The 18,427-nt window shown below is 46.3% G+C and carries 16 protein-coding genes; 2 read left to right on the top strand and 14 right to left on the bottom strand.

Annotated features, from left to right (window positions below):
- Positions 1-45 precede the first annotated feature (45 nt).
- The gene (locus tag FLM48_RS21410) at positions 46-390 is read right to left on the bottom strand and encodes a DUF413 domain-containing protein (RefSeq protein WP_051484418.1); all 345 of its coding nucleotides are present in this window, start codon (positions 388-390) and stop codon (positions 46-48) included.
- 309 nt (positions 391-699) lie between these two features.
- On the opposite strand from FLM48_RS21410, the gene FLM48_RS21405 reads away from it, so the two are divergent.
- Positions 700-1,587 (top strand): LysR family transcriptional regulator, encoded by an 888-nt coding sequence (locus FLM48_RS21405; RefSeq protein ID WP_028771921.1) that lies wholly within the window; start codon positions 700-702, stop codon positions 1,585-1,587.
- Positions 1,588-1,699: 112 nt separating this feature from the next.
- Positions 1,700-2,173 carry a peroxiredoxin gene (locus FLM48_RS21400; protein ID WP_179026065.1) on the top strand — a complete coding sequence of 158 codons (474 nt, stop codon included), beginning with the start codon at positions 1,700-1,702 and terminating at the stop codon, positions 2,171-2,173.
- Between the two features lie 79 nt (positions 2,174-2,252).
- Here FLM48_RS21400 and FLM48_RS21395 read toward each other — a convergent pair whose 3' ends face one another.
- The 13 genes from FLM48_RS21395 to FLM48_RS21335 all read right to left on the bottom strand — a co-directional run bounded on the left by FLM48_RS21395 (position 2,253) and on the right by FLM48_RS21335 (position 18,327).
- Complete coding sequence (locus FLM48_RS21395) at positions 2,253-4,223, bottom strand: methyl-accepting chemotaxis protein (RefSeq protein ID WP_179026064.1); 1,971 nt, start codon at positions 4,221-4,223, stop codon at positions 2,253-2,255.
- 146 nt (positions 4,224-4,369) lie between these two features.
- Positions 4,370-5,104, bottom strand: coding sequence for a response regulator (locus FLM48_RS21390; RefSeq protein ID WP_179026063.1), 735 nt, complete (start codon positions 5,102-5,104; stop codon positions 4,370-4,372).
- 166 nt (positions 5,105-5,270) lie between these two features.
- Positions 5,271-6,584 (bottom strand): two-component system sensor histidine kinase EnvZ, encoded by a 1,314-nt coding sequence (envZ, locus tag FLM48_RS21385; protein WP_179026062.1) that lies wholly within the window; start codon positions 6,582-6,584, stop codon positions 5,271-5,273.
- 9 nt (positions 6,585-6,593) lie between these two features.
- Complete coding sequence (gene ompR / locus FLM48_RS21380) at positions 6,594-7,319, bottom strand: two-component system response regulator OmpR (RefSeq protein ID WP_179026061.1); 726 nt, start codon at positions 7,317-7,319, stop codon at positions 6,594-6,596.
- 312 nt (positions 7,320-7,631) lie between these two features.
- A complete protein-coding gene (locus FLM48_RS21375; protein ID WP_179026060.1) occupies positions 7,632-8,333 on the bottom strand; it encodes an outer membrane beta-barrel protein in 702 nt (233 codons plus the stop codon).
- A gap of 373 nt (positions 8,334-8,706) precedes the next feature.
- Entirely contained in the window at positions 8,707-9,471 is a 765-nt protein-coding gene (locus FLM48_RS21370) for a hypothetical protein (RefSeq protein WP_179026059.1), read from the bottom strand.
- Between the two features lie 373 nt (positions 9,472-9,844).
- On the bottom strand, positions 9,845-10,201 hold the full coding sequence (locus FLM48_RS21365; RefSeq protein ID WP_179026058.1) for a hypothetical protein: 357 nt from the start codon (positions 10,199-10,201) through the stop codon (positions 9,845-9,847).
- Positions 10,202-10,380: 179 nt separating this feature from the next.
- Entirely contained in the window at positions 10,381-11,166 is a 786-nt protein-coding gene (locus FLM48_RS21360) for a lipid-binding SYLF domain-containing protein (protein WP_179026057.1), read from the bottom strand.
- Positions 11,167-11,204: 38 nt separating this feature from the next.
- Entirely contained in the window at positions 11,205-12,365 is a 1,161-nt protein-coding gene (locus tag FLM48_RS21355) for a BamA/TamA family outer membrane protein (RefSeq protein ID WP_245608380.1), read from the bottom strand.
- A 66-nt stretch (positions 12,366-12,431) separates the two neighbouring features.
- Positions 12,432-12,785 (bottom strand): hypothetical protein, encoded by a 354-nt coding sequence (locus FLM48_RS21350; RefSeq protein ID WP_179026056.1) that lies wholly within the window; start codon positions 12,783-12,785, stop codon positions 12,432-12,434.
- A 252-nt stretch (positions 12,786-13,037) separates the two neighbouring features.
- Positions 13,038-16,169 (bottom strand): efflux RND transporter permease subunit, encoded by a 3,132-nt coding sequence (locus tag FLM48_RS21345; RefSeq protein ID WP_179026055.1) that lies wholly within the window; start codon positions 16,167-16,169, stop codon positions 13,038-13,040.
- 4 nt (positions 16,170-16,173) lie between these two features.
- A complete protein-coding gene (locus FLM48_RS21340; protein ID WP_179026054.1) occupies positions 16,174-17,304 on the bottom strand; it encodes an efflux RND transporter periplasmic adaptor subunit in 1,131 nt (376 codons plus the stop codon).
- Between the two features lie 150 nt (positions 17,305-17,454).
- Positions 17,455-18,327 carry a LysR family transcriptional regulator gene (locus FLM48_RS21335; protein ID WP_028771909.1) on the bottom strand — a complete coding sequence of 291 codons (873 nt, stop codon included), beginning with the start codon at positions 18,325-18,327 and terminating at the stop codon, positions 17,455-17,457.
- Between the last annotated feature and the right edge of the window lie 100 nt (positions 18,328-18,427).

Here is an 18,427-nt window from a genome sequence, read left to right as displayed (position 1 = left end):
GTAGTTGGCCTTGTGTTGTCAAAAATTTCAATTAATTTAATGTTGCTAATATTCACTGCTTGGCATGAGTGCGGGCTGCTTGCTTAAGTTCCGCTCACCGGACAAAGAGAAGAATCGCTTTGGTGTGGTGACTAAACTCATGTATTTCAACCAAGTAAATTCAATCAAGGTATTGGCGGCTTCAATGCCGTTAACTACATTGATAAAGTGTTGCTCTTCTTCGTTCTCTGCCAGTAACATGCCAGCAGCCAGTGCGCGCATATTTAAACCGTACAGTGTCAGTAGTTCTGCTTGCACTCGAGTGAACTCCCCGCAACGATTGAATCCTCTTGGAAAATTCGCATCGTCATAAAAATGGCTGGCACTGAGTCTAAACTTAAGGTTGCTCACGTTATTCATCCTTTTGATTAAAAAGATATTAGTCACAAATTTTTGTGATAAATCCTAAACCGTTTATGGGGTAGTTCGTGGGGCGAAAGTTAGTGTTAAACTGCTTAAAAAGAAAACGAAAAATTTCTATCGTCACAACAAAACTTGTTTGTTAGTCTGCTAGGTGGCAACCGCTGCAAAGGTGATCGTTTGCCGAGTGGCTATGGGAAGTAAATAAGGGGCTATTTGGGCGGCGTGTCGACCCGGAATAGTCTTGGTCAATATGTCAATTTTAATGGTGATGGGCTCAAGGTTTAGCAAGGAATAATTATGGATATAAAAGTCTTTAGAACCTTTCTAGAAGTGGTGCGAGAAAAACACTTTGGCCGAGCTGCAGATAACCTCTATATCACGCAAGCGGCCGTGAGTGCGCGCATAAAGCAGCTTGAATCGTTTTTTGATACCACCTTGTTTGTGCGCGATCGTAATGCGATTAAGTTAACCAGCGCCGGCGAGCGCTTAGTGCCCTATGCGCAAAATATGGTACGCACCCTTGAGCAAGCCAAAACTGAATTACTGTTGACCAAAGATTACGCCATTCAATTAACCATTGCCGGTACGCCGAATATTTGGGATGCCTTCTTGCAGCATTGGCTGAGTGTGGTCACAGAAGAGCTGCAGGGTTATTCGTTTCGCGCCGATGTTTTGAGTTTAGATCAGATGACACGGGCGCAGATTGAACGTACCTTGGATATTGGTGTCAGCTTTGACCCGATGAAGTCCGATGAAATTGCCAGCCAGCAGGTGGCGATGTTAGAGCTGGTCATGGTGTGCTCTGCGAAGAAAGATCAATCAAGTGCTTTAAGTGAAGGCTATGTTTATGTTGATTGGGGCACGCGATTCGCATCGGAGCATGCAGAGCGACACGCTAAGATGCCACCGCCCTACTTACGCACATCCAATGGTCAAATTGCCTTGAACTTCATTTTAGAAAAAGGCGGCGCAGCCTACTTGCCTAGGGTAGTCGCGGCGCCGTTTATTGAGTCTGGCCAGTTATATGAAGTCGATGGCCAGCAGCCTTGGTATCGCCCAGTGTATTTGTCCTATCGTAAAGATGCGGTGGCACTTTCAGCCATTACCCAAGTGGCCAAGCTAATTGATAAGACCGAGCCATTAACCCCATTTGTACTGCAACAAGCGGGTGAAGGTAGTGAGTAATGGCATAACGCTTCGCTTAGCGCTGATTTGCGAAAGCCAGTTATTGTATGCAAGGATAGTGGTTGTTTAACAAAATAATAACCATCAATAATCAATGGGGGCTCTCAGTAACATGATAGAACAAGGTCAAACATTACCCAGTGGCGTACTCAGTGAACTTACCGATGAAGGTATGCTCAATCACAAAACCGATGAGCTATTTGCCAATAAAAAAGTGGTACTTTTTGCTGTACCTGGCGCATTTACGCCAACTTGCTCAGAAGCCCATTTGCCCGGTTATGTGGTCAGCGCCGATGTATTTAAGCAGCAAGGTGTGGACATTATCGCATGCGTATCGGTCAACGACGCCTTTGTTATGAAAGCGTGGGGTCAGCAACACAATGCTGAGGCGCTGATGATGCTCGCAGATGGTGATGGTAGTTTTACTCAGTTACTTGGGCTTGAAATGGATACTGGCGGATTTGGTGGTTTACGTTCGCAGCGCTATGCGATGATTATCGATAATGGTGTGGTGACAACTTTGAATATTGAAGCGCCGAAAACCTTTGAGGCCAGTAAAGCTGAAACCTTACTTGCAGCTCTTTAAAGCTGGTAGACGAGTAAAAGGCGCCATTACAGGCGCCTTTTTGTGGCCATGGTAACTGGTGACAGCCGAGATAAAGAGCTTAGGCTGCGTGTTCTAAGGTGACCGGCGCGGCCTCGGTTTCGATACCTAAGCTGCTTTCAATGCGTTTGACACTTTGCTGTACTTCTTCGGCTATTTCATCACTTTGGTTAGATGCCCCTTGTGCGTGCAGTTTCAACTCTGCCATGGCACTGACAAAATCGTCTAAGTGACTCACTTGTGCCAACGAGTGGGCAGAGCCCTGCTTAGCCGTTAGGGTCATCTCGTGGGCTTGGGTTTGGACATCTTGCGCCACTTGCCACAGTGCTTGGGCGCGCTGTTTTTGCGTTTCAGATGCAGCACCAATGCCTTGGACACTTAGCTCTAACTCACCATTTGCTTCGGTCAGCTGAGTGAGAATGGTCATGATCTCTTTGAGTGAATGTTGGGTACGTAGCGACAAATTACGCACTTCATCAGCAACAACCGCAAAGCCTCGGCCTTGCTCACCGGCTCGCGCAGCTTCAATTGCGGCGTTCAGTGCTAATAGGTTCGTTTGCTCGGCAATGTTGCCAATCACATCAATGATTTTTGAGACATCACTGACTGAGGTCGTGAGGCTCGATAGCGATTGATGGCAGTTATTGACTGCCTGTTGGGTTTGCTCGGTGGCTGACAAGACCGCTTCGGCTTCGGTTTGTGAACGTTGCATATCAGCACGGGTAGATTCAGCACTGCGCTCCACTTGCTCTGAGCTTAAGTTCACTTCGCGGGCCAATTCGCGTACTTGCTCAGTTTGTTCGAGGGCTACGGCCACAATTTGTTGAGTTTGTTCTGTGCTAGAGCTGATCATACTAATTCGTTGCACCAACTGGCTTAGCGATTGGGATACCGTGGTGATTTGTTGGCGCTGTTGCTCATCTTCGCTTTCAAAACGGTCTAGCAGCTGGTTGAAGTGACCGGCAATCTGACCGGTTTCGCAGCGACGCTGAATGATCAGACGCTCACGGCTATTGGTTTCACTCAATTGCATAAAGGCACGGTTAAGATTCTTAAGCGGTTTGACAACGCGGCGTTGCTGTAAAAACAGATAGCCCAAAGCAAAAACGGCTAAGATTGAAACCATGGCATATAGTGCCATTTGTAACTCTTGCTTGAGCTGCAAGTTTTGGGTTTTCTGTACCTGGCCAAGGGCAAGTAATGATTGCTCAATGTTGGCGATTGCCGTGCGCATGGCTGATTGGACGTTCTGATTCTCTATCAGCAGATTATGGGTATTTTCTACTTCTTTGCCGTACCGTAAAGTCAGGCTGAGTAATTCACTTCGGTAGGCTTCACCCACTTCATAACGTTCACCTTCATCGTCACCTAAGGCAAACTCATCAACTTCTTCAACTTGATAGATACCGATTAACCCCAGTACCCGCAATTGATCATGCCAGTCGGCTAAGTTGTTGATGTTACGCTCTAGAAACGGCTTAAGTTTTTGCTCTTTGCCAATCAAGTAATCTTGGGTCAACTGGGAGAGGCGATAAACTAACGGCCCCAGCTCGTTGGTGAGCACTAAATATTTTGCGGCAAGTGCTGGGTTTTCTGGTAACCCGTCAAAGGCGTATTGGGCTAATCGTCGATTGTTATCGAGCATCTCTGATTCTGCATGTGATAACAGTTGCCGAGGATTACCCGCGAGCTTTCCGGCGGCAAGGTATTCATTGTCTAACGCTTGAATGAATGTTGATAGCTGGCTTTGTACTTGTTGGGCCGTGGCATGATTGATGTCATTAACCTCTGCCGATATCGATTGCAGTTGCTGTTTTGCAGCGGCTAAGCGGGTGCTATCACCTGTGTTGAGATAGCTTTCCAGTTCACGACGAATCTCGACAAGAAAGGTTTGTTGAATTTGCGCCAGTTGCTCAGTTTCTTGCTCAATTTGCTGACGTTGCTGGCTGCTCCATATAACCACCGCAGCTAAAGTGGCAGCAAGCAACAGCAGGCTAGCTGAAGCTGTTAATGATAGGGTTGATATTCTCATTGAAGCGGGCCAAGCGATTAATTTGCCGCCAGATTATTGCACTTATGTTGCAAAATGATGACGCTCGCTCGACCACTTTATAGAACAGTATGTTTTACTAATATTCAGCAGATTTGAAGGTGAATTGAATTAGCCTTGCGCTTGAATCATGCTTTTTCTGCTGTCATTACCTCTGTCGCATCGGGAATGAAAACATAGCCTAGTCCCCACACCGTTTGAATGTAATCTGGGTGGGAGGTATCAGCCTCTATGATGCGTCTAAGCCGAGAAATCTGTACATCGATGGCGCGATTTGAAGGCATATGGTCACTGCCTTTAGAGAAAGCGGCAATTTTCTCCCGGGTTAGCGGTGTATTAGGGTGGTTGGCAAATACCTGCAAAATGGCAAATTCGCTGCTGGTTATCGACACGTTTTGATCGTCTTTGTACATTTTTCTGCTGTCTAAATTGAGCGTGAAATGGCCAAATTTAATTTCATGGGGTGCGTGCGCAGACCCATTGTCGATAGGTCTGCGTCGAATCACGGCATGTAAGCGAGCTAGCATCTCTCGTTCATTGCATCGGTCTGGAAGGAAATCATCAGCACCGATTTCGAGTCCCAGTATACGGTCAATCTCGTCGCCGTATTTAGATTTCATAATGATCGGGATGTGGTTGTCTTTTTGCCGCAACCTCTTGCAGACTGACAGTCCATCTTCGCCGTTTAATTTAATGTCGAGTAACAGTAGATGATACTCTTCCCTTTCTAGCATTTGGTCCATTTGGCTGGCATTTTCAGCAAAACACACCTCTAACCCTTGCTCTGATAGGTATTTACCTATGGTGTTTCTACTGTTTATATCTTGATCTACCAGCAATATTTTCGATCTCACTTCGTCCATAAACAATATGCTCCTGACACGGCCCTGTTAATTAGCATTGTGTACTAGATAAATATGTCATGTTGGTCGTTTATGTAAACAGGTATTACAGGGGGAAATGGCTAGCTCGAAGTATAGGCGAAAACCGCGAATACTGCGGTTTTTCGTTGCCGCTAGTTATATGATTTTAGTCTAAAGGTAACCAGACTTGGGCTTTTAAGCCACCTTGGGGGCGGTTGGTCAGGGTGACACTACCGTGATGACGATCGACAATACGTTTGATAATTGCAAGGCCTAATCCTGAACCAACACTGCCACGGGCGGTATCGCCTTGAGTAAAAGGTTGGAACAGTTGGTCAATCTCGCTGGCATCAATGCCGGGGCCATTATCTTCGACACTAAAGCCTACTTTATTGTCACTTAAGGTGGAGCTGATAAGCGTCCAGCCACTACCATAACGCGCTGCATTTTCCACTAAGTTACTAATGACTCGTTTTATTGCTATGGCCTGCATCGGGATGTCGGGCAGAGTGCTGAGGTTAAGCTCAATCGTACCAGCGCGATTGGCTTCCGCTTCGGCAACATCGTTAATCAAATCGTTAAGTTGTGCAGGCTCGCGATTGCTTTCCTGATCTTGGCGAATATAGGCAATAAACTGATTAATAATCGCATCCATATCCTCAATATCATGGGCGATGCCGTCTTTGAGGTATTCATCCTCTTCTACCATCATTTCAGATGCTAAACGAATGCGAGTAAGCGGAGTGCGAAGGTCGTGGGATATCCCAGCCATTAGCAGCGCGCGGTCTTGCTCGAGTTGCTTCATACTGTGGGACATCTGGTTAAACGCATGGGTTACTTCGATAATTTCTGTTGAGCCACTATCGGTTGGTAGTGGCGCAGGGTAATCACCATGTGAAACCGACAATGCGGCTTTTTGTAAGCGTTTTAACGGTCGATTTTGCTTGCGAGCAAACCACCATCCACCGGCCACACTCAGTGCACCAATCACCATTAAATAAAGGGTGAGTGGCGATAAACCAAAATCTTTAAAACCCGTTAGCGGTACTTTGATCCAAATTGAGGGGGCTTGCGGTGGCTTAATCCAAATTTCAAAGTTCTCACCTTGGGCAATACGTACTTCAGCTTTCCCCCCTAAATGCTCTGACATCTGTGAAGATAATAAGCTGTAATAGGTTGCTCGCTCAATTCCCGCTTCGCGGGCCTGCTTTTGGTTATAGATTTCCATGGCATCGTCGCGCACTTTGGCATTGAGCGCATCGACCATGGTTAAATGTTCACGTCCCACATCCACGCCATCAACAAACAGCAAATTGACTTGTCGAGCGATGAGCTGATTGATCTGTTGATAGGTAGGCTGAATAAAGTAGACCGCAACTGATAGATAAGACACCAGTTGATTGACCAACAGCAAAGAGCCAATCAGTAAAACTGTTTGGCTAAATGCACTCGCGGGTAAGAATTTTTTAAACCATTTCATGCCGAATATTTATCGGCGCGCCGCACCATCGGGCACAAATACATAGCCCAATCCCCATACGGTTTGAATATACCTAGGATTGGCGGCATCTTTTTCGATTAGGCGGCGTAAACGTGACACCTGTACATCGATTGAGCGTTCAAGGGCGGAATAATCTCGACCTCGGGCCAAGTTCATTAACTTATCACGTGATAGTGGCTCGCGAGGATGGCTAACGAGTACTTTAAGCACAGCAAATTCGCCACTAGTCAGTGCGATAGACTCATCACCGTGGTACATCTCTCGAGTAGCAAGGTTAAGTGAAAATTCGCCAAATTCGATTTGCTCTTCTTTCTGGGTGGGGGCACCGGGCACTTCTGGCGCTTGGCGACGCATCACCGCTTTTATGCGCGCAAGTAACTCGCGCGGATTAAAAGGTTTAGGCAGATAATCATCTGCGCCCAGTTCCAAACCGATAATCCGGTCGACTTCATCACCTTTTGCGGTCAGCATAACAATAGGGATGGTATTTTCGTTTTGGCGCAATCGACGACATATGGATAAGCCATCTTCGCCAGGTAACATCAAATCGAGTACAAGCAGGTGGAAGTTTTCGCGCTCTAGCAATCTATCCATTTGCTCTGCATTGGCTGCACTGCGTACTTGGTAGCCTTGTTCTACAAGATACCGCTCTAGTAAAGAACGCAGTCTCATATCATCATCGACAACGAGGATTTTCGAGGTTTCTTGTCCCATGCTTGTAGTCCTTTAAACAGTTTGCGGCAGCGGCTGATGACAGCTCAACTGGCTGATCTTCATAATGTTGTTAATATAGCTGGTTTGGCGCGTAAAAGACTAGGATGATTTTGGATTTACAGGTGTGAACTCAAGTGCGTATTGGTATTTTGTGATTGCTAATTAATTGTTATTAAATATAAATTTTGATTTTTCGAAGTGTTGGACGAGAAATTGTAACTAAATTGATACTAATTGAATTATTAGGCAATGAATCGTAATGCTTTGTGATATAAGCCCAATGCGCTGCGCGCATTGGGCTTGAGGAGTTGCTTAGAACTTGTAAGTAACACCAACGACAGTTTTGGTCTCCCATTTGCCGTCATCTTTCTTGCTCTTCATTAGCGCAGCTTGATCTGCGGTATCAGCAGCGCCTACTTTGGCATAAAGTGAGAAGTTGTTGTTGAAGTTGTAGCCAGCAACCGCAAAGACTTCACGCTTATCATCTTTGATGCTGTTAATGCCTTTCAACTTGGTATCTTCGCGTGTGAAAGCCGCTTCTACACCAGCGCTAAAGCCGCTGTCAAATTGATAACCGCTGCCAATCTCAACGCGATATTCGTTCAAAGTCCCTTCAAGTAAGGTGTTGCTGTTACTTTTCATTGGTGCAGCAATCGGACCTTGTACTTTAATGTGGTCTTTCACCATTGCGCGGCCTTCGGCATAGGCGTAGAAGTTGTCGAAATTGGTTTCTACTCTTAATCCGCCGCCAATCGCGCCGCGGTCAAAGCCTTCTGCTTTATCTGTGATGACATCTTTCTCGCCAGAATAGCCGGTTTCTGCTGATAAGAAGGGCACAACCGATACGGCGCCTAAGTTAAAATCGTATCCAAGCTGCGCTTCAACATTGGCATGCTTGTCTTGAGTGGTGTATTCCGCTTCAATCTTACCGGTAAAACCGTTCATAACATCTGCATTGGCTGCACCAGTTGAAAGTGCTAATAGGGCTGCAATGGCAATGGCTGACTTTTTCATTACTGTATTCCTCATAGAGTTTAATTGGGTTGTAAGTTAATAAGCGTTAGTGCTTATTAAGTGAGGCTATTATCTCAGTGAATTTCAAATTCATTTAGTCAATAACTATTCGACATTCGAATGGGTTATTGCCGGTGTATTGGCACGGGTTAAGACGGGCATTGTTGATTTAATGGTGTTTATTTTGGAGCTTTCTTTGTGGTAGAAGAGATGGGTAGTAAACGTGAGAGAGCCGAGAATTGTGAATCGAGAGCTTAGAGTTGAGATCAGGCAATAGGGTTAGACGGCAGGGGGAGAGTGAATGGGAGTCTGTGGCGTTACTGCAAAAAAAAGCGAGCTCAAAATGAGCTCGCTTTTTTAGTGTACTAGGTCATTAGAATGCGTAGCTTACGCCGATAACCGTTTTTGTTTCCCACTTACCGTCATCTTTGCTCTTTTTATACGGCTCAGCTTGGTCGCCGGTATCAGCTGCACCCACTTTAGCAAATAGCTTTAAGTTATCGGTGAAGTTGTAGCCAGCCACGGCGAAAATTTCGCGCTGGTCTTCTTTGAGATCTTTAAAGCTCTCACGCACCATGGCGGCTTCAACACCTGCACTAAAGCCATTATCGAATTGGTAACCGGTACCGAGCTTTACGCGGTATTGATTAACGGTACCTTTTACTAAAGTATCGCCACCATATGGCTGTGCGCCTGGTAATTCAGGTAGCTCTGGAATAGGCAGTTCAGGTAGTTCAGGAGTTGGCAGTTCAGGCAACACACCATCAGGAACTGAAAGCTTAATGCGATCTTTGACCATGACGCGACCTTCAGCATAAGCGTAGAAGTTGTCAAAGTTAGTACGCACTGTAAAACCACCGCCTAATGCGCCGCGGTCAAAACCTTCATACTTGTTTGTCAGGATATCTTTTTCACCTGAGTAGTTAGTTTCTGCTGCCAAAAATGGAATGACAGAAACTGCACCAAAATTAAAGTCATAACCGAGTTGTGCTTCAACTTTAGTGTTCTTTTCTTGAGTGGTGTAATCGGCTTCAATTTTGCCGGTGAAACCGTTTAGCAATTCAGTGTTAGATTGTGCATTGGCTGCACCTGTAGATAGGGCTAGTAACGCTGCGATAGCAATGGCTGACTTTTTCATGTGTTTGTCCTCATCAAATAATTATGTTGTTTAACTCGTCAACAATGATGCTGCTGACTAAGTGAGGCTATTTTCTCAGTGTCTTTCGGATTGTTTGAGTTAGGTATTATTTGATTTTCGAATAGATTGATGAGTAACAAGTGACTCGGTTCAGTTAAAGTTCAACTAATGGCTGTTATGGCGAAAGTGTGAGTAAATGCTAGAGATTGAGATTTTTCGCTAGGTTTGACCTTGAGAGTGATGTTGGGCGTAGGTACTAGTAAGAAAAGAGATTTGTTGACGCAAAGAATAGCTGGCGACTTGGGCAATAAAAAACGGACCTAAGGTCCGTTTTTATGGGTGAATGTGGATCATTGGCAGCGCCACCATGGAGTTAATCGCATTTGTCAGTTTGTTCACCATGGGCACTTTTGATGCAGATGTTGTGCGCTTGCTTTAAATACTTAGCTTCCGTTTTAGCTTTAGCTGCCAGTATGGCTTGTTGTTCCTCGAAAGCGGCCAGTCGCTTATCCAGCTCCTGTTCTATATTGGCACTGCGTTGCGCCTGACAGGCTAGGTCATCAGCTGCGCAGTAAAATTCAGCGTTGGCTTTACCAATCATGATAATACTGAGCATGAGCGCAGGTAAGGCTACTACCATAAAGTTCGCCACTTTAGAGCGTCGTTTCCCCTGTGTCGGGAGCTTAGGCAATAGCAGTGATGATGTTGAGTTAAGTTGGTTAGATTGCATTGTCTGTACCTTTTAATCTGTCCGAGATGTGTGATTTTATTGGTCAACGATTATATATAAGCAAATCGATTGCTATTAATTAGTATGTATTCGACTTTCCAATAGGTGGGTCCATTTGTATAGGGCCCATTGTCGATAGCTGATATTTGATAGTCAGCAGGCTCAATGGGCTAAGTGAATTACTCACTGCGAATCACTTGAGGTGATGAATACACCGCTTGATAACCCACCTTTGAGAGCTTCTCGCGCATCGATTGGGCGAGTGCCTGTGGGGGTTGCAAGTGAAATTGGGCTAATGCGCTGGCATCGAAATCATCGCCGTAGGTTAAATGATTTAAGTGGTCATCTAGCTTTAACTGGATGCCTTCAAAGCTACCGCCAAAATAGAGGCCGCTGTTGGAAGAGACGATGAACATTTCTACCCCTTTGCTACCGCCAGCGGCTTTGCCGCTAATCCCAGGGCCTAGAGTTAGATCGGCTGAGCCACCGGCTTTGTAATTGCCATCGATCACTTGTTGCAGTGCGTTATCGCTCAGTAGCACTCCAACCCCATTGACTGATTGGGCGCCAGCAAGCAGGCCAAACTGCAGACTATTTACTTCGACAAAGATCGGCTGACTCCATTGATGGTGATGGCGCACCATTAGAATGCCCTTTCCCCATTGCGCCCCCAGCACAAAACCAACCTGTCCACCGCGGGGAAGGATGAATATGGCACGGGCGATGCCGGTGAGATTACGTACCGCAGCCCAGTGCTCATCTGTAAGAAAGGTATCTAAATGCTGCTCTGCATCCTTGATGAGTTCACTGGCTTGGATGTTATTGGTATTGTCAGGCGTAGCTTCAAGCAGCTTGGCACTGCTTGGAATGCTGCACATTGACACAAAAGTGGCTATCAATACTGGTATTGCCAGCTGGCGATACCTGTTATTGATAATGGTGCCAAGTAGAGTAAATAGCTTCATTGAGTGAGCTCCATTATTAACTGGATTAAAGGGCAGCGTTACCAAGCGCCGCCGACTTGTAGATAAACAGTCCATTCTTCAGGGCCTTTAGCAATATCGACACCGGTGCGCAAACCGAGTTGACGTGCCATTAAGTATCTGAAACCCGCACCTTGGGCATTTTGCCATTTGGCATCACTAAAGCTTTGATTGTTGTTCACCGCTTTACCCGTGCCGGCGAAGCCCAGAATGGTCCAGCGATCATCAATATCGTAGGTGATTTCAACTTCACCCAAAGCGGTGTTGTCGGCTTGATAACGCATGGCAGCCATACCGCGCATGTCGAGGTAGGGTTTAGCGTAAAATGGTGCTTCACCAACTGTTGATTTAGCATTTACACGCCAGTTGAGGCCCCATTTTTTATTGAGTCTATGGTAGCTATTGATGAACGCTGAGTAGTCTTGGTAGTTAAAATCACCGCCAATTTTTTCGTGGTGCATGTTTGCTTTTACGCGAGCTTTAATACCTGAACGCGGGGCAAACTGATTATCAGTGCTGTCATAGGTGAGTTTTACGGCGACTGATGCATCGCTACTATTGAGCGCCAAGTTGTCTATTTCTGGGATACCGGAATCAAGATTAAAATTGGCTTCTGAACTCATGTTGACGTATTCAGCACCCAGGAAGAAGTTGCTGCCCGCGAGTCTAAAGTCAATGTCCTGGAAGAAATACAGCCCTTTAATGCCAAATTGTTGCGCGGTGGAGCTATCGGCATCGGCATAATATTTTAAGTTTAAATCGGCACCAAATAGGCCACCTAAATATCTGACATTGTCGTTAAACCAATTGCCAGAATGAAACACGCCGGCAATTTTGCTGCCGTTATTGGTTGCGGCACCGACAACGCCCGTAACACTAGGGGGGATGCCTGAGACAGCATTAGGGTTTTGCTCGCGAATGGCCTTTTGTTCGTCATTCTCATGGAAAAACAACAGTGCCGCACCGCCACCGACACCAACGGCAGGTTCAGTGATCACTATGGGTACCGGCAAGAAGCCGTGGGCATTGTTAAGGATCCATTGGCTGGCATCTAGGCGACCATCAACGGGATCTTTAAATTGATCCATAAAGCTAGCGTTGGCACCTGCTGACAGTAAAGATGTGGCGATAAGCAGTGTGCTCATCGCTGTGGTATTAAATTTTTTGGCTGACTTAAACATAATTTGGGCTCTCGTTTGTGGGTGGCCCCGGGAAGATGACCACCTAACTCAACATTAAATAGGTGGTTAATCACCAAATAGAATGGCGTCGTCAATAATGGCGTCTTCGATGTACATATCTTCAAGCTCACCTTCAACAACTGCGTCTTCAAGGTCTTCAAAGTCACGTTTACAGCGCTCACGTCTCACTTCACCTTCGACTAAACCGTCAATGGCACCGATCATGCCGCCGATTGCAGCGCCGCGTTTGGCGCCTTCTCTGCCATCAGCGATAGCGCCTACAGCTGTGCCCATTAGGCCACCTTCAAGCGCGCCGCCGACAACACTGCCTAAGGTGTCATCGCAATAGTCTGCGTGAGCGAAATTGGTTAGTGTTGCCAAGCTCAATGCCATACAACACGCTAGATGTTTTGCTTTCATATCAACCTCGATTGGTTAGGAGTGGATTAAATTCGAGTTGATGATACGTAACAAAAACGAATGATTTAAATTAGTATTTATTCGTTTTTATAATAGTTGGCGATTTTTGACAGTGAACGAGTGAGCGCGGTATGAAGGAGTGCGCCCAACTTAGGTTGGGCGCAGGCTGACTATCGTGGTTGAAAAGGTGTTCCCCAGCCAGCTGCGCCGTCAGCCAAAACATTGATAGCTGGTGAGGAACGAAACTGATATTTAGTGCCCAGTTGCGGTCGATGGTATTGCGTTAGTTCCAGGGCGATATTCTCTTAATCGCTGCAAAGCGATGAAGAATACTGGCACCAATACACAACCGATTAATGTGGCGGCAAACATGCCACCAAAACTTGCCTGACCAAGGGCGTTACGGCTGGCGCTGCCCGCACCACTGGCAATGACCAAAGGCAGTACCCCTAAGATAAAGGAGAAGGCTGTCATCAAAACGGCACGCAAACGCAGTGCGATGGCTTGTTTAGCGGCATCTATAATCGTCAATTGCTGCTCTTCTCGGAGCACTTTGGCAAACTCGACTATTAGGATTGCGTTGCGGCTGGCCATGCCAATTAACAGGACTAAACCTATCTGGGTGTAGAGGTTCATCGTACCGCCAGCAATCAAGGTGTAGCCCAGGGCACCAAGCAGTGCGGTGGGCACACACAGTATGATGGCAAATGGAATTAACCAGCTCTCATATTGAGCGACTAAAAATAGATAGGTAAATAGCAAGGCGAGTGCAAACAATAGCGGCGCAGCATCACCCGCTTGTAGCTCCTGATAGGTCATGCCCGTCCACTCATAGGCGTAGCCTTGAGGTAATTGATTTGCTTGCGCTTCAATGGCGGCAATCGCATCGCCTGAGCTATAACCTTCAGCGGGTATGGCAATGATTTGTGCTGTGTTGTACAGGTTGTAGCGAGCGGTACTATCTGCACCGACCAATGGCTGATAGTCGGCGATGCTCGATAGCTTGATCATGTCACCTGTCGCAGATTTAAGGTAGATATGCCCCAAATCTTGTTCGCTATTGCGGTAGTCTTGCTCGGCTTGCAGGTTAACCTGATAGTTCTTACCAAACTTGGTGAAGTCGTTGACGTACATGTTGCCCATCATGGCTGCAAGTGTGGTATTGACCTCGGCCAAATCAATACCTAGCGCCATGGCTTTGGCTCGGTCCACATTCAAATAGAGCTGAGGAACATTAGCACTGTACGTGGTAAATGCCATCATCACTTCATCAGATTGGTTTAACTGTGCTACAAATTGCTCAATAACAGGAGCCATGGTTTCAACGGGTCGACCATTGAGATCTTCGAGTTGCAGAGTTAAGCCGCCAGCAGTACCTAAACCTGGAATGGCGGGCATTGAAAACGCCATGCCGCTAACATCTGGATTTGCATCAATGGCTGCTTGCGCTTGTGCAACGATGGCAAACTCACTTTGTTGGCTATTGCGGTGTTGCCAGTCATCCAATACGACAATCATCATGCCAGAATTAGGCGATGCCGCCCCTTTTAGCAAGCTATAACCTTTGGCTGCCACAACATGCTTTACGCCATCAATTGCGGTAATTTGGCTCACCATGTCACTGACCATGTCATCAGTACGGTCGAGGGCTGAGGCTTCGGGTAAATTGACATCAACCATAAACGAACCTTGATCTTCTGCTGGTATAAAGTCTTTGGCTAACGAGAGGTTAAAGCCATAAATACACAGCAGTAAGATGGCAAACAGTCCGCCACTAAGTAATAAACGTTGGCCTAGAAAACTCACCGAATTAACATAGCCGCGGGTTACCCAGGCAATGAAACGGTTAAACTGCGCTAAAAAGCCGTGGCTCTTTTTGGCTTCATGACGCATCAGTAGCGCACATAATGCCGGTGTCAGCGTGAGTGCGACTAAGGTTGAAATTACCGTAGAAACTGAGATTGTCACGCCGAACTGTTGGTACATTTGACCCACCATACCGGGGGCCATAGACACGGGGCCAAATACCGCCAGCAGCACTAAGGCGGAAGCAATCAGCGGCGCCGTTACCTCTTTCATTGCTAGTGAGGTTGCTTCTGGGGCATCAAGGTGGCGCTCTTCCATCAAGCGTTCTACGTTTTCTATCACCACAATTGCGGCATCGACCACCACACCAATTGCCAATATTAAGCCAAACATTGAAATGGTGTTGATATCAATTCCCATCGCGGCCATGACCACGAACGTGCCGATCAGTGACACCGGAATGGCTAGGGCTGGAATTAAAGTCGCGCGCCAGCTTTGCAAGAATAAATAGGTGACTAACACCACTAGACCGAGGGCGATATACAAGGTTTCAAACACTTCGTCCATCGACACTTCAATAAAGGTGGTCGAGTCATAAGAGACCACATAATCCATGTCGTCGGGAAAGCGTTGTGATAGCTGCTGCATTGCTTCGCGTACGCCTTGTGCAACTTCAAGTGCATTGGCGCCGGGCGCTTGATAGACAGCCAAAATTGGGCTTTCATGGTCGCCATAGCTGGCAATAGCTGCATACTGCTCGGCAGCCAGTTCAACCCGCGCAACATCTTTCAGTTTGACAAAACGTCCCTCTTTTTCAGCCCGTAGAATAATAGACTCAAATTCTGCCGCTTCAACTAGCCGGCCTTGAGTCTGGATTGTGTACTGAAAGACCTGGTTACCTGCCGTTGGTCGCTCACCGAGTTTTCCCGCTGCGACAGTGGTGTTTTGCACGCTAATGGCGGTGGCTATATCATTAGCCGTAATTGACTTGGCTGCCATTTTCTCTGGGTCAAGCCATACCCGCATTGAATAGTTTTGCTCGCCAATCACTTGCACCTTGCCGACGCCCTTAACACGTAACAGCGCATCTTTAATATTAAGTGAGCTGTAGTTAGACAAAAATAGATTATCTAGACTGTGATTCGGTGAGTAGGGGTTGACCGTCATTAAGATTGAGTTGGCAACCTTTTCGACGGTGACGCCCTGGCGCTTAACTTCATCAGGCAGCTTGGCCATGGCTTTGTTTACCCGGTTTTGCACTAACGTTTGTGCTTTGTCTGGGTCGGTGCCAATAGCAAAGGTGACATAAGCAAGATAGGTATTGTCGTTGTTAGACTTTGATTCAATGTAGATCATGTCTTCAACGCCGTTAACTTCTTGCTCAATTACTGTGGCGACAGTATTACGGATTGTGTTGTGATCTGCGCCGGGATAAAGGGCAAAGATTTCGATTGATGGCGGCACAATATTAGGGAATTGTGATACCGGCATTTTCATTAGGGTAAGCATACCCGCCAATGTCATCACCACTGATAACACAATGGCAAATTTGGGGCGGTTAATAAAGAAATCGGCCATGAGTCTACTCCTTAACCATAGTTAATTGAGCATCATTCTTAACGGTCACCTGCATGCCTGGTCGTACTGAACTGATACCGCCAATAATGACTTGGCTACCTGAGGTTAAACCTGCCTCTACAATCCAGTCCTGCTTGAGTCTTTGCCCGAGGGTAAGGTATTTTTTATCAACTGCTAGGTCACTATTAACCACGAAGACATAACGGCCGCCTTGGTCTTCTTGCACAGCGCTTTGGGGCAGCACAAGTTTAGGTGTCGGCACGCTTTGGGCTGATGTGACGGTGACAAATTGGCCTGGTAGTAATAAGCCATCGGGATTGGGGAAATTGATGCGAAAGCGTACCGTACCATTGTCGGTATCGACCTGATTATCGATAAAGTCGATGCTGCCTCGGTGTTTATAAGGGGTACCGTTAGCGAGCTGCAACTTGATATTGGGCGGGTTGATAGCCGCGCCAGCTTGGAGTTTTTTTTGCAAGTCGTTGAGATACTCTTTCTCATCCAACTGAATGTTGACGTACATTTTGCGGTAGCTAACCAAATGCGTCAGCGCTTGGCTATTTGGCCCAACTAATGCGCCGGGGCTCACATTGCTATCGCTGATATAGCCATCAAATGGCGCAACGATCCGCGTGTCTTTCAAATCTAAGCGTGTTTTCTTTAGGCTGGCCTGAGCCGCTAGGGCTTCAGCACTCGCCACTTGGTGTGCTGCAATGATTTGGTCAAGCTCAATTGCGCTTAGTGCTTGTTGTTGCCTGAGCTTATTGGCTTTTTCTAATTTCTTTTTATGCAATGCCAATTGTGCTTGTTTTTGCGCCACAACGGCTTTGGCTTTTTGCACTTCTATTTGAAAAGGCTCTGGGTCTATTTCAAACAACAGATCACCTTTGGCGACCAAGGCACCATCTTTAACGTGTTGTTTATAAATATATCCCGATACCTTCGGCAGAATATCTACTTCATCAACGGCTTGGGTTTTACCGATAAACTGCTCGGAAATATGAGTGTCTTGCAAAGTAAGGTGGTGAGTGGTCACAGCGATGCTGCTGTTAACTTGTGGTGTGGCTGACTCATCTGAGCAGGCACTTAATAAGCTAACAGTAGCAATGGCGACGAGTTTGGCTGACGTTCGCATAATAACCCCTAAGAGTGGCAATAAAGATATTGGCGCCATCTTATATTTGCCTAGAGGTTATCCACAGTTACTTATTATAGTTAAATCGAATAGGTGGTAGGATCAATGGTCGCCCAGTTAGCGTTGAGCGACCAGTAAACTTGGCAAGGGCTACTCACTGAGCTGAGCAATCAAAAATTTGGCCACGGGCCCATGTTGCACATTGGAGCGCCAAGTGATTTCAGCGGCATTAATCATAGGAGTGCGTTGGTAGTCAGGCACAAACTGGACAATGGTACCTAGGGCCATTTTCTCCACTAACAGCTGTTTTGGCACAAATGCCCAGCCTAGATCTTGCTCAACAAGGCGGATTAAATCATCTTGGTCATAGGCTTGCCAAATTTGCTGTGACATCTTGCTCATGGCTGCTAAGACACTATTTTCAATCATACTGGTACAAACGATTTGCCGTTCGCTGATCAGAGTTTCGGTATCAACAACATCCATATCAGCAAATTGTGAGTCAGGACTGCATACGCATACCCACTCCAGCTGATAGAAGGAGATAAAGTCGAGATGCTCTGGCACAGCTTCTAGTGGCAAAGTGATACCAATATGCACCTGTTTATCCAAAATGGCTTGCGCTAGATCGGTGGAGTTTTGTTTAACGAGCTTAATTTGTGTATGGGGGTATTGCCTGGCTAGTTTTTCCAGCGCTGCATCAATACTATAAAGTGGCACTAAAGGATCAAGGCCGATAATCAGCTCATCTTCTACTTCTTCAATCACACCTTCAGCATAACTTTCCATTCGCTCTGCTTGGCGAATAAGTACTTTAGCTTGTTGATAAAGGCGCTCGCCTTGTGCTGTCAACGTCGGGTATTTAGTACTGCGGTCAAACAGTGTTAATCCTAAATCGAGTTCAAGATTGTTAACGCCAATACTCACAGAGCTTTGACTTTTCCCTATGTGACGAGCGGCTGCAGAGAAGGAGCCTTTTTCCGCTGCGGCCACAAATGCATTGAGCTGTTCTAAGTTAAGCATAGTTCACCTATTCGATATGTCGATAGTTATCACTTTTAAGTATTAAACATCAATTGGCATAATTTAGCCACACCAACAAGACATTTAGTTTATTTAGAGG

Source organism: Shewanella sp. Scap07 (assembly GCF_013394145.1).
Classification (GTDB): domain Bacteria; phylum Pseudomonadota; class Gammaproteobacteria; order Enterobacterales; family Shewanellaceae; genus Shewanella; species Shewanella waksmanii.
Note: the sequence above shows the minus strand (reverse complement) of the source record. Positions and strands in the feature narration are given on the sequence as shown.